This window comes from Arthrobacter sp. Soil782, from assembly GCF_001428435.1.
Lineage (GTDB): Bacteria > Actinomycetota > Actinomycetes > Actinomycetales > Micrococcaceae > Arthrobacter_D > Arthrobacter_D parietis.
The window spans coordinates 179,525-192,947 of record NZ_LMSO01000008.1; the positions used below are offsets into that span (position 1 = coordinate 179,525).

Sequence of the window (13,423 nt, forward strand, 5' to 3'; positions counted from 1 at the left end):
ATGGCCCGTCATACCCTTTCCGTTCTGGTCGAGGACGTCCCCGGCGTTTTGACCCGTGTCGCAAGCCTGTTCGCTCGACGCGCCTTCAACATCAACTCACTGGCCGTCGGTCCTACCGAAGTAACCGGGATGTCCCGGATAACTGTCGTGGTAGAGGCCGAAGGGGACCTGCTTGAGCAGGTCACAAAACAGCTGAACAAGCTCATCAATGTGATCAAGATTGTCGAGCTTGTCCCCGAATCCTCCGTGCAGCGGGACCACATCCTGGTCAAGGTCCGCGCGGATGCCGCAACACGGCTGCAGGTAACCCAGGCAGCAGACTTGTTCCGCGCTTCAGTGGTTGACGTGTCCACCGACTCGCTGATCATCGAAGCCACCGGCACTGCCGAAAAGCTTTCCGCGCTGCTGTCAGTGCTGGAGCCGTTCGGCATCCGCGAAATAGTGCAGTCCGGAACTCTGGCGATCAGCCGCGGCGCCAAATCGATGAGTGACAGGGCGCTCAGGAGCGCCTAGCCAGCAGCGCGAACTTCACGTTCAATACCTCAACCACGCCGGTCCACGTCAGGTGGGCGGCACAATCACATCACAGGAGAAACACAAGTGACCGAGTTGTTCTACGACGACGATGCAGACCTTTCGATCATCCAGGGCCGCACCGTGGCTGTTATCGGGTACGGCAGCCAGGGCCACGCCCATGCGCTGAGCCTCCGCGACTCGGGCGTTGACGTCCGCGTGGGCCTCAAGGAGGGCTCAAAGTCCCGCGCCAAGGCGGAAAGCGAGGGCCTGCGCGTCCTCAATGTCTCCGACGCCGTTGCCGAAGCCGACCTCATCATGGTACTGACGCCGGATCAGGTCCAGCGCCACGTCTACGCTGAGGACATTGCTCCCAACCTGCAGGCAGGTGACGCCCTGTTCTTCGGTCACGGGTTCAACATCCGCTACGGCTACATCCAGCCTCCGGCCGACGTGGATGTTGCCCTCGTTGCGCCGAAGGGCCCGGGCCACATTGTTCGCCGCGAATTCGAAGCGGGACGCGGCGTTCCCGACCTGATCGCCGTTGAGCAGAACCCGTCCGGCAAAGCCCGCGAACTGGCACTGTCCTACGCGAAGGCAATCGGCGGCACCCGCGCCGGCGTCATCGAGACAACCTTCACCGAAGAGACCGAAACCGATCTTTTCGGCGAACAGGCTGTCCTGTGCGGCGGCGCGTCCCAGCTCATCCAGTACGGTTTCGAAACACTCACCGAGGCCGGCTACAAGCCGGAGGTCGCGTACTTCGAGGTACTGCACGAACTCAAGCTGATTGTTGACCTGATGGTGGAGGGCGGCATCGCCAAGCAGCGCTGGAGCGTCTCCGACACAGCAGAATACGGTGACTACGTCTCCGGCCCGCGCGTCATTGACCCGTCGGTGAAGGAAAACATGAAGGAAGTTCTCGCGGATATCCAGAACGGTGCCTTCGCCAAGCGCTTCATCGATGACCAGGACGCCGGTGCGCCCGAATTCGAGAAGCTGCGCAAGCAGGGCGAGGATCACCCGATCGAGGCAACGGGCCGCGAACTGCGCAAGCTGTTCTCGTGGATCAAGACCAACGACGACTACACCGAAGGTTCAGTCGCCCGCTGATCAATGGTGTTGACACCCTGGAGGCGACGGCCGGACCGGCGGAGTATCCCGCCGGTCCGGCCGTCGCCCATTGTGTGGCACTTCTCTCATCTGCTCTCCATAGCGGGTAACAAAGTGGGCTCGCCGGAGCGGCAAACTACACTTGAACGAAATTCCCGAACACACATCTGGAACACTTCTGCCCACCGCACTGCGAAGGATCTCCCGTGGAAAAACCAGTAGTTCTCCTTGCTGAAGAACTCTCGCCGGCAACCGTGGATGCCCTCGGACCGGATTTCGAGATCCGCCAGACCGACGGGGCTGACCGATCCAAGCTGCTCTCCGCTATCGCAGAGGTGGACGCGATCCTGGTGCGTTCAGCAACCCAGGTGGACGCCGAGGCAATCGCCGCCGCCCGCAAGCTGAAGGTCATCGCCCGTGCCGGCGTCGGCCTGGACAACGTTGATATCAAGGCGGCCACGCAAGCGGGTGTGATGGTAGTCAACGCCCCAACCTCCAACATCATCTCGGCGGCCGAACTCACCGTCGGCCATATCCTCAGTCTCGCCAGGCATATTCCGCAGGCCAGCGGCGCTCTGAAGGGCGGCGAGTGGAAGCGGTCCAAGTACTCGGGGATCGAGCTCTACGAGAAGAAGGTCGGCATCATCGGCCTTGGCCGCATCGGTGCACTCGTTGCGGCCCGGCTGCAGGGTTTCGGCACTGACATCCTCGCCTATGATCCCTATGTCACCTCGGCGCGGGCAGCCCAGCTCGGGGTCCAGCTTGTGACACTCGATGAGCTGCTTGCGGAGTCAGACTTCGTGACCATCCACATGCCCAAGACGCCCGAGACCGTCGGCATGCTGGGAGCCTCAGCCTTTCAGAAGATGAAGAGCAGCGCGTACGTGGTGAACGTTGCCCGCGGCGGCCTGGTGGACGAGGAAGCGCTGTACACCGCGCTCAAGGAAGGGCAGATTGCCGGCGCCGGCGTTGACGTGTTCGTCAAGGAACCGAGCACCGATCTCCCGTTCTTCGAGCTGGACAACGTTGTGGTCACCCCGCACCTCGGCGCCTCCACAGCAGAGGCTCAGGAGAAAGCTGGTATCTCCGTTGCCAAATCGGTCCGCCTGGCACTCGCAGGAGAACTCGTGCCCGACGCCGTCAACGTCGCAGGCGGCGTCATTGCGCCGGAAGTACGTCCCGGTATCCCACTGATCGAGAAGCTGGGCCGTATCTTCACCGCACTCACCCACGATTCACTCACTCAGATCGAGGTCGAGGTAGCTGGCGAGATCGCCTCGTTGGACGTCAAGGCGTTGGAACTGGCCGCCCTCAAGGGTGTTTTCACCGACGTCGTCTCCGAGCAGGTTTCCTACGTCAATGCGCCGGTCCTCGCCGAGCAGCGCGGCATCAACACGCGCCTGGTCACCACTGAGTCCTCGGAGGAGTACCGCAATGTGCTGACCATCCGCGGTGCGCTGTCAGACGGGTCCCAGATCTCGGTCGCCGGTACGCTCACTGGCCCCAAGCAGATTCAGAAACTGGTCGGGGTCAACGGTTATGATCTTGAGATCCCGATCAGCGAGCACCTGCTCGTGATCCTGTACCAGGACCGGCCCGGTGTGATCGGCACCCTGGGCCGGGTGCTGGGGGAGCGCGGGATCAATATTGCCGGCATGCAGGTCGCCCGCAGCAAGGAGGGCGGCCAGGCGCTGTCGCTGCTCACCGTGGACAGCTCCGTGCCGCAGGATGCGCTGGAGAGTCTGAAGGACGCAATCGGCGCATCAGTGGCTCGTGAGGTGGATCTGCAGGACTAGTTCGGGAGCGGCCACACCACTGTGGCTTCGATGCTGTCGACGGGGAGCGGACCGAAGTCTCTGGAATCAATGGACGCTGCCCGGTTGTCGCCCATCACGAAGACATGCCCGGGAGGAACCGTGACGGGCCCGAAGTAGGTGCCGTCTATGAGCGCGTGGTCGACAAACGGTTCGGACACCGGGACGCCGTCAATGTAGAGCAACGCATCTTCAATGGCAACGCTCTGCCCGCTGACGGCCACCACGCGCTTGAGCACGGTACCCGCTTCGGAGGGGTTCCGGAACGAGACCAAAGCGCCCTGCACCGGTTCCCCGTGCCGGTAGAGCACTACGATGCTCCCCTCGGGAACGGTGGGTTCCATGCTCGGCGAAGAGACCCAGAGCGGCTCGATCACCCAGAGCCGCAAGCCGACGAGCAGGAGTGCAACGGCCATTAGTCCCGCCAGCGAGCGGTACCGCGGCCAGCGCGCAGACGAAGTTCGTGCGGTGCTCGCCTCATGACCACCCATGCGATCGTCCTCCAACCGGTCATCCGTTAGTCGTTATCCTCCGCTCGGATGGTTGGGGAAACCCTGCACCTTCCAAGGTATTCATAACGCTCGTACGGGACTCTTGCGGCACCGGCGGAAGACCGTCGGTAGGTCTTGGGAGGAATTATGGGAAAGGCGCAACACGCCTCGGAGGAGCACCCGGCTGCACAGATGCGGCCCACAGGCTTTCCGTTTCGACGCACGCTTTCGGCACTCACATCACTGGCTATGCTCACGGGTATCGGCCTGCCACTGGTCGCGGCGCCCGCGCAGGCGGCGCCCGTCGGCCAGGGGTTCACCGTCACGACGTCCGACTTGGCGTTCATTCTGCGCCAGATCAAGATCGCTGAGGCACACGTCCGCAACACCACCAGCGAGACCGGTCCCTGCGGCGCACTGCTCGGTACCGGACCTGATCAGGTGCCCGGCCCGTTGGTTTCCTACGGACTCCGCACGGTGGATGGCTCCTGCAACAACCTCCAGGCAGGTCGCGAAGACTTTGCGGAGTCGAACCGTCTCTTCCCCCGTCTCACCACTCCCGATTACCTTGATGCCGACGATGGCGCCATCATCCGCCAGCCCGGTCCCACGACCTACGACGGCGTAGGCAACGTGGTCGATGCCGACCCCCGCGTCATCAGCAATCTGATTGTGGACCAGACATCTACGAATCCTGCGGCGGTTTCCGCAGCGCAGTACCCGGTACGCACGCAAAGCGGCGCCGACAGCGTGGTGCCCTGCGACGCCGGAGGGCTGCCGGCGGGCTGCGTGCCTGCCGGTGAAACACTCTTCATCCCGAACATCACCACAGACGTCGGCCTCTCGCCCCCGTACAACTCGTTGTTCACAATCTTCGGACAATTCTTCGACCACGGCCTCGACATGGTCAATAAGTCGGGCAGCGCGGTTTTCATCCCGCTGCAGCCGGATGACCCGCTGATTGCGGGGCCCGACGGCGTTACGCCGAGTGCGGACGATCTTCCCGCGCGCCAGCGGTTCATGGTCCTCACCCGCGCCACCAATCAGCCCGGCCCGGATGGGAAGTTGGGTACGGAGGATGATGTCCGCGAAGCGACCAACCGCACCGGCCCACTGGTAGACCAATCACAGACCTACAGCTCGGACCCGTCCCACCAGGTTTTCCTGAGGGAGTACACGGACAACGCCGGCGGCAGGCCGGTCTCCACCGGAGCGCTGCTGGCCTCCGACGACGGCGGCATGGGCACCTGGGCAATGCTGAAGGCCCAGGCGGCCGGTCAGTTGGGTCTTCAGCTCTCCGATATGGACGTGCACAGTGTTCCGATGATCGCCGTTGACCCCTACGGGAAGTTCATCCCGGGTCCCGAGCGCGGACTTCCGCAGTACGTGACCGCAGACGGCATGGTCGAGGGCAACACCGAAGCTCCGGTTGCAGTGCCGGCCAACGCGCTCCGGGTGAACGAATCCTTTCTCGATGACATCGCGCACAATGCTGTCCCGAAGGCGAACTTCCTGCCCGATGCTGACGACACCATCAACCCTCCTGGAGCCCCGAGCACCAGCACCTATGACAACGAGATGCTGAATGCGCACTTCGTCGCCGGTGACGGCCGGGTCAATGAGAATGTCGCGCTGACCATGATCCACCAGGTCTTCCACTCGGAACACAACCGACTACTCGAGGACATCAAGGCAACCCTCACCGCCGATACAACAAGCCGCGGCGTAACAGCTCTGGCGGAGTGGAAGAGCGCTGCCGGAGCGGGCGGCTGGAACGGCGAGCGCCTTTTCCAGGCGGCCCGGTTTGTGACCGAAATGGAGTACCAGCACCTCGCCTTCGAAGAATTTGCCCGCAAGGTACAGCCGCTCCTTGAACCGTTCGCCACCTATCACGACGACGTCGATCCGGCGATCAGCGCCGAGTTTGCACACGCCGTGTACCGCTTCGGTCACTCGATGCTCACCGACACCGTGTCCCGGACGAATGCCGACGGCTCCACAAACGATGTGCCGCTGCTGGACGCTTTCCTGAACCCGCCGATGTACTACGACGGCGGCACCGAACCGCTCTCAGCCAAAGACGCAGCCGGATCCATTGCTATGGGTATGTCAGACCAGGTCGGCAACGAGCTCGACGAGTTTGTTACCGACACTCTGCGGAACAACCTGCTTGGACTTCCGCTGGACCTGGCCGCCATCAATATCGCCCGTGCCCGTGAAACGGGCATCCCTTCGCTGAACAACCTGCGCAAGGAAATCTACAACAAGACCAACGACAGCCAGCTCAAGCCGTACGTAAACTGGATCGATTTCGGCCTGAATCTCAAGCACCCGGAGTCGCTGGTCAACTTTGTGGCCGCGTATGGTCAACACCCGAGCATCACCGTCGCAACCACGTTGAAGGGCAAGCGGGACGCAGCACAGCTGATCGTGAACCCGCCGATCGATGCTGCAGAGGGCACCGTCCCCACAGATGCCGCGGACTTCATGGGCGGCGTAGGTACCTGGGCCGACAAGGAAACCGGCCTGAACCAGATCGATCTCTGGGTCGGTGGACTCGCCGAACGCACCAACCTCTTCGGCGGCCTGCTCGGTTCAACGTTCAACTACGTGTTCGAGCAGCAGATGCTGGACCTGCAGAACGGTGACCGCTTCTACTACCTGGTCCGCACGCCGGGCATGAACCTGTTGGGTCAGCTGGAAGGCAACTCCTTCGCCGAAATGATCATGCGCAACACCAGCGCTACGGCCCTCAAGGCGGATGTGTTCGGTACCTCCGACTGCAAGTTCGAACTTGGCCGGCTGCAGTTCAACGGCACCACGGTGCTGGACGATCCGCGGTCCGAGTGCAACGAGGAAGCCCTGCTGATCCGGATGCCGGACGGCACCATTCGCTACCGCACCACCAACTCGGAGGACCCGGCCGGCATCAACGGCCAGAGCGTCTTCAACGGAACCGCAGTAGCTGACCGCATCTGGGGCGGCGTCGACAATGACACCTTCCTCGGAAACGGCGGCAACGATGTCATCGAAGGCAGCGACGGCGCTGACACCGCCCTCGGTGGTGAGGGTAATGACATCGTGACCGACTCCGCGGGTGATGACGTGCTGAAGGGCGGTCCGGGCAATGATGCACTGGACGCCGGCCCAGGACTGGATCTCGTTCTCGGCGGCAGCGGTAGCGACTTCATCAACGGCGGAGCGAATACCAACGATTCGTTCGGCGGTGAGGGTAACGACTTTCTGATTGCAGGCGGAGGCAACGACCTCTCCCGCGGCGACGCAGGAGACGACTGGCTCCAGGGCGGGGACGGTGCCGACCTCCTCATGGGAGATAGCGGTGCCCCGTTCTTTGACGATCCGAACACACCCGGCAATGACGTCCTGATGGGCCAGAACGGTGATGATGATTATGACGCCGAAGGCGGCGACGACATCATGCTGGCCGACCCGGGCATCGAGCGCAATGCAGGAGCTGCGGGCTTCGACTGGACCTCGCACCAGGTCGACGGCCTGGCGGCGGACACGGACCTGACTCGTAACCTGTTGGGCGTGCCGCTTCCCGTGGACGTGCTGCGGGACCGTTATGCAGAGGTGGAAGGGCTCTCCGGAGCGGCGAAGAATGATGTTCTTCGCGGCGACGACGTTGTTCCCCGGCTGGTCGAGGGCGAAGGAACATCCGGCAAGAACTGGCTGGACGCCGAGGGAGTCGCAAGAATCACCGGTCTGAGCGAACTGCTTCCCGCAGGTGTCACGGATAACGGCGGCATCTGGGGAGAGGGCAACATCATTCTCGGTGGTGCCGGCTCGGATGTGCTCGAGGGCAGGTCCGGCAACGACATCCTCGACGGCGACAAGGAACTGCGCGTCCGGATGAGCGTACGCACTGATCCCGCCGACCCGACTACGGAAATCGGCAGCACTGACAGTATTGAAAAGCCTTACCTGGCTGACAGTTCACGGACCCTGCAGGCCGCTGTTTTCGCCGGTGTTGTTGATCCGGGAGACATCGTCATTGTGCGTGAGATCGTCAACGCAGGGAAAGCCGGTGATGCGGACGCTGCGGTCTTCTCGGACCTGGAGCAGAACTACACAGTGACCACCGTACCGACGGGTGCTGTCCCGGGGGCTCCGGGAAGCGTCACCACGGTGACGCATCTCGGCGATGATCCCGATGCACTTCCCCCGCTGGGTGACGGCGACGGCGTGGATACCCTGCGGAACATCGAGAAGCTCCTGTTCGCGGATTCCCAGGCTCCCGGTGTCCCGGAGATCGCCGCAGGAGTTGCAGGCGACCGCTCTGCCACAGTCGAATGGGGTGCACCGGTTTCCCCGGTCACCACTTACGAGGTACGTGCAGTGGACGCGAACGGTGCACCGGTGGGCGCTCTGCGCCAGGTTCCCGGCAATGAAACCAGCACGGTGATGACCGGGCTGACAAACGGTCAGGCCTATCGCTTCCAGGTCCGGGCATCCAACGAACTGGGAACGAGTGCCTTCTCGCCGCTCTCCGCAGCGGTTGTCCCGGACATTGTGCCCAACGCGCCGACCAACGTGACAGGCGTCGCCGGCAACGGCATCGCCACGCTCTCCTGGAGCGCCCCGGCTGCCAACGCCGGCACCGCGATCACCGGTTATAAGGTGCAGGTGCTCGCCGGCGAAACCCTCGTGCAGACGATTTCGCTCACCGGCACAGCGACGACGACGGAAGTCACCGGCCTCGCAAACGGCACGGCGTACAGCTTCAAGGTCCTTGGAGTGAACGCTCATGGCGCGGGTGCAGCTTCTGCGGCCTCGGCAGCCATCACTCCACGATCAGTCCCCGGAACTCCGGTTCTCGGTGAAGTGACCGCGGCGGATGGATCGGTGACTGTCCGCTGGAGTGCGCCGGATACCGACGGCGGATCCGCGATCACCGGATACGCAGTCCAGGTGGTCGGCGCTGACGGACAGCCCGTGGGAGCGCTGAGGACAGCGGGTGCAACCGCCACGAGCCTCGAGATCACCGGGCTTGCCAATGAAACGGCCTACCGGTTCCAAGTACGGGCAGTCAACGCACTGGGTGCCGGGGAGTTCTCGATCCTGTCAGCCGCAGCTACCCCCACCCGGCCGGAGCTGCGCGAAGACTTCGACGGCGACGGCATTGCCGACCTGGTTGCCCGTGACCCCAACGGGCGGCTGTGGCTGTACCCGGGAGACGGAGCAGGCCGGCTGCAGACCCGGTCGCTGATGGGAACAGGATGGCAGGGGATGCGCAGCATCATTGCCACCCGCGACTTCAGCGGAGATGGAAACGCGGATATCCTCGCCTCGGACTCCACAGGGCGGCTGTGGCTCTACCGCGGAACCGGCGCTGCGGGGCTTGTGAGGGGACTCCAAATCGGTAATGGTTGGGGCGGCTACACACTGACCGCTCCTGGTGACTTCGACGGAGATGACCGGTCTGACCTCGTGGCTCGGGATTCCAACGGCAGGCTGTGGCTGTACCCGGGCAACGGATCAGGCGGCTTCCAGTCACGCAGCCAGGCAGGCAGTGGCTGGAATGGCTTCCAGATTGCGAGTGTCGGTGACTTCAACAGCGACGCCCGCTCAGACATCATCGCAGCCGACAGCACAGGACGCCTGTTCCTGTACCCCGGCAACGGCAGAGGCGGCTTCCAGAGCCGTTCACTGTTCGGCAGCGGCTGGAACGGGTACTCACTGGTGGGGATCGGTGACCTCAACGGGGACTCACGTTCCGATGTCGTGGCTCGCGACTCCGTAGGCAGGCTCTGGCTCTACCCGGGCACAGGAACCGGACGGGTTGGAAGCCGCACGCAGATCGGCAACGGGTGGGGCAACTACCTGATCACCTGATGCGGTAGGGCCACTCCCAGACGAAAGGACCATGGCGGGAATCCCCGCCATGGTCCTTCCTTTCGTGCGGGGGTTCCTGCCAGGACAGTAGCAAAGTGCCCCTGAGCACGGCCGGCGACGGACCGATGCATCCGCGGGTTCACGTGCCATGCAACAGCACACGCCGGCATGCTTTTCCGACACACAAAGAGGGTTCCCACCCGACTGGGCGGAAACCCTCTCTGGATACCTCTAACCGGGACTCTCCTACGCTGCGGACATCGCCCGCACAAGGAAGGAGTTGATGACGACTGTGGCGTCCCGCAGCGACTGCCGGACGTTCTGCGGAGCTGCAGCCACCGGTGCGGTGGTCCTGCTGAGCTGGCCGTGAAGCACAAGCAGAGCGGACAGGACGTCGGACAGTTCGCCTTCGCTCTCTGCAGTGGCCTGCAGCAGGCGGGCATGCGCTGCCTTCAGCCCGGGTCCGGGTGCGCATCCCAGCTCCCGAACCATTGCACGCCGGCACTTCTCGTAGCTCTGCAGGCCCTCGGCGTAGCGTCCTGTGCGCTCGAGGCCGGCAACCCGGGCCAACCATGCACGTTCATTGAGCGGGTCCATGGTGAGGGCCTTCTGGGCCCAGTCGATCGACTCAGAGACTGCACCGGCCACTGAGGCGGTTTCCGCTGCCAGCACCGTTGCCTCAAGGACCCGGGAGCTGTGCAGCTCCCGCTCGTCTTCTGCCCAGGCTGGGAGGAGCTCGTCGCCCAGCAGGGGAGCGGTGGCGAGTGAAAGTGCCTCGTGAAGGAGTTTGAGCGCTGCTTCCGGCGCGCTCTGCTGGGCCTGCCGCAGGAGCTGATCGAAGCGGAAGACGTCCAGGTCCACCATGGTTGCGTCCATCACGTAACCGCCGGTCGTGGTGCGCAGCGGACCCTGCTTGCCGCTGCCGGGCTGGATGTTCCGGCGCAGGACGCTGACGTAGCTTTCAAGGGTCGGAAGGGCTTCAGCAGGTGCGTGTCCTTCCCAAAGGACCTCGATCAGGCGGTCCTTGGAGACCGGTGTGCCGAGGCTCAGGAGGAGGATCTCCAGGATCTGGCGCGGCTTCGGCCCGCCGAGGGTCCGGGCGTTCAACACCGTGTCTCCGCGCCGTATACGGAGCGAGCCGATCAGCTGGACGGTCAGGAAAGCCGGCACGCCTGGTGCGTCCGCGGGGGAACCCGAATGCGCCGGTGAAAATGCGTCTGACTGCAACATGAGCGAGACCTCGTCTTTCGTGCTTGTGATGACGAGATCAAACTTAGGGATCGGAGAAACGGGGATCACGAGTAGGCCCTACCCGAAAAAATGCCCCCGATTCCGAACGATTCGGGGGCACTACTCGAATTTCCCGGCGTAGCGGCAGGGTAGTTACCTGAGTAGCCGCTAAGGCTACTCAGGACCACTCACTGACCGGCCGTGTGGTGGTCAGTTCCGAGCGAAAGCCGCGCCTCGCCGTCGTCACTGAGTACCAGTGCGAGCGCCTTGTTCGGAATTTCGAAGACCAGCGTGGCATTAATCGTCTCGCCCTGTTCCGCGATGTGCTGTGACGGGGATGCCCAGATGACGTGCGGTTCCCCGGTGCCAAGCCCGTCGACGAAGTAGTCGGCGGCGCTGAAGGCGATGCCTTCCGGTTCCAGCGCAGTGAGTTCGAGCAGCACGCGGACGCGATGCGCGCCGTCGGGCACTGCGGTCTCAAGGGCAGCCCCGTTGGACGGAGGCACCCAGTCGTCGGATTCGAGCGGGAGTATTCCGTTGATCCGGGCAATTCCGCCGTCCACAGTGTCCGATGCACCCAGCATCGCGGCAGGTTCCTCCTCAACATTGTTGGTGAGTACCCAGGTTGCGCCGCCAAGCACGCCGATCAGAAGCGCGGCCGGGATGAGCATCCGGTGCCGGGGGCGGGAAGCGCGGTGGGCGACGCGGCGGTCGTCGAGTTGCTGTGCCATGCAAGTAGTGTTCGCCCCCCACCATGGGAAAACCATGATCGCAGGAGCCAGGCAACGCAATGATGCGACAACCCCACGGCGGCAGGGTAACTTTCTAGGGTGAGTTCTGCGCAGAAACCCCCGTTCTACATCACTACAGCCATCACCTATCCCAACGGCGTGCCGCACATCGGGCATGCGTATGAGTATGTCGCCACCGACGCCATCGCGCGTTTCAAGCGGCTGGACGGCTATGACGTCATGTTCCTGACAGGTACTGATGAGCACGGGATGAAAATTGCTCAGACCGCGGAGAAAGAGGGGATCTCGCCGAAGGAGCTGGTGGACCGGAACGCCGCGGTCTACCAGGCTGCCCACGCTGACCTCGCCATCAGCTACGACCGGTTCATCCGGACCACCGATGAGGACCATTACGCGGCCTCGCAGGACATCTGGCGCCGGATGGAAGCGGCCGGAGACATCTACCTCGACAAGTACGCGGGCTGGTACTCGGTGCGTGACGAGGCGTACTACACCGAGGAAGAGACCGAGCTCCGCGAGGACGGCATCCGCTACTCGAAGGACACGGACACCGAGGTGACGTGGACGGAGGAGGAGAGCTACTTCTTCCGCCTATCCGCGTACCAGGACCGTCTACTGGCGCTGTACGCGGAGCAGCCCGAATTCGGCGCACCGCAATCCCGCTTCAACGAGGTCATCAGTTTCGTGAAGCGGGGTCTGGACGACCTCTCGATCAGCCGCACCACCTTCGACTGGGGTGTACCTGTGCCCGGCAATCCCCAGCACGTCATGTACGTCTGGGTGGATGCGCTCACCAACTATCTGACCGGGGTGGGCTACCCGGACACCGAGTCGGAGCAGTTCCGCAGGTTCTGGCCCGCAGACGTGCACGTGATCGGCAAGGATATCTCCCGCTTCCACGCGATCTACTGGCCCGCCTTCCTGATGTCCGCAGGCATTGAGCTGCCCAAGCGGGTCATGATCCACGGTTTCCTGCACAACAAGGGCGTGAAGATGTCCAAGTCCCTGGGCAACGTGATTGCGCCGAAGGACTGGATGGAGCAGTACGGCCGGGACCAGATCCGCTTTTTCCTGCTGCGCGAGGTGCCCTTCGGAGCGGATGGCTCCTACAGCCATGAGGCCATCGTGACCCGGATGAACTCGGACCTCGCGAACAACCTGGGGAACCTTGCGCAGCGGTCCCTGTCCATGGTGGCGAAGAACTGTGACTCGCTGGTGCCTGCGCCGTCGTCGTTGTCTGAGGCGGACCAGCGCATCCTGGCTGCGGCGAACACGCTGCTGGATACCTGCCGGGCCGCATATGACAAGCAGGAGCTGTCCCGCGCGCTCGAGGCGATCTGGGCGGTCCTGGGAGACACGAACGCGTACTTCGCCGAGCAGCAGCCCTGGGTGCTGCGGAAGACTGACCTCGACCGCATGAACACGGTCCTCTACGTGACCCTGGAGATCCTTCGGATCGTATCAATCCTGGTGCAGCCGGTGATGCCGGACGGCGCCGCGAAGCTGCTCACGGTTCTGGGCCAGGGCACCGTGAACGACGACGGCGCCCGCCGCTTCAGCGCGATCGCAACTCCATTGGTGCCCGGCATTGCCCTACCGGCGCCTGCTCCGATTTTCCCGAAGTACGAGGAGCCCGCGGAAGACTAAATCAACG

Annotated in this window: 8 protein-coding genes; 5 read left to right on the plus strand and 3 right to left on the minus strand. The window is 63.4% G+C overall.

The features are described 5' to 3' along the window. The 3 genes from ilvN to serA all read left to right on the plus strand — a co-directional run bounded on the left by ilvN (position 1) and on the right by serA (position 3,422). Positions 1-513: an acetolactate synthase small subunit gene (ilvN, locus tag ASH00_RS10170; protein WP_056548179.1), complete on the plus strand. Its 513-nt coding sequence runs from the start codon at positions 1-3 to the stop codon at positions 511-513. A gap of 87 nt (positions 514-600) precedes the next feature. After that, positions 601-1,626 carry a ketol-acid reductoisomerase gene (ilvC, locus tag ASH00_RS10175; RefSeq protein ID WP_056548180.1) on the plus strand — a complete coding sequence of 342 codons (1,026 nt, stop codon included), beginning with the start codon at positions 601-603 and terminating at the stop codon, positions 1,624-1,626. A 206-nt stretch (positions 1,627-1,832) separates the two neighbouring features. Next, positions 1,833-3,422 carry a phosphoglycerate dehydrogenase gene (gene serA / locus ASH00_RS10180; protein ID WP_056548181.1) on the plus strand — a complete coding sequence of 530 codons (1,590 nt, stop codon included), beginning with the start codon at positions 1,833-1,835 and terminating at the stop codon, positions 3,420-3,422. On the opposite strand, the gene lepB is transcribed toward serA, so the two are convergent. Further along, on the minus strand, positions 3,419-3,856 hold the full coding sequence (gene lepB, locus ASH00_RS10185; protein ID WP_056548183.1) for a signal peptidase I: 438 nt from the start codon (positions 3,854-3,856) through the stop codon (positions 3,419-3,421). The two genes, serA and lepB, sit on opposite strands and share 4 nt — an antisense overlap. 222 nt (positions 3,857-4,078) lie before the next feature. Between lepB and ASH00_RS10190 the strand changes: the two genes are divergently transcribed. Continuing rightward, positions 4,079-9,787: a peroxidase family protein gene (locus ASH00_RS10190; protein WP_082566046.1), complete on the plus strand. Its 5,709-nt coding sequence runs from the start codon at positions 4,079-4,081 to the stop codon at positions 9,785-9,787. A 246-nt stretch (positions 9,788-10,033) separates the two neighbouring features. Here the strand turns inward: ASH00_RS10190 and ASH00_RS10195 are convergent, their stop codons facing one another. Further along, positions 10,034-11,017, minus strand: a complete 984-nt coding sequence (locus tag ASH00_RS10195; RefSeq protein WP_082566055.1) for an AfsR/SARP family transcriptional regulator — start codon at positions 11,015-11,017, stop codon at positions 10,034-10,036. Between the two features lie 188 nt (positions 11,018-11,205). Continuing rightward, a complete protein-coding gene (locus ASH00_RS10200; protein WP_056548184.1) occupies positions 11,206-11,748 on the minus strand; it encodes a hypothetical protein in 543 nt (180 codons plus the stop codon). Positions 11,749-11,847: 99 nt separating this feature from the next. On the opposite strand from ASH00_RS10200, the gene metG reads away from it, so the two are divergent. Then, complete coding sequence (gene metG / locus ASH00_RS10205) at positions 11,848-13,416, plus strand: methionine--tRNA ligase (RefSeq protein WP_056548187.1); 1,569 nt, start codon at positions 11,848-11,850, stop codon at positions 13,414-13,416. Positions 13,417-13,423 lie beyond the last annotated feature (7 nt).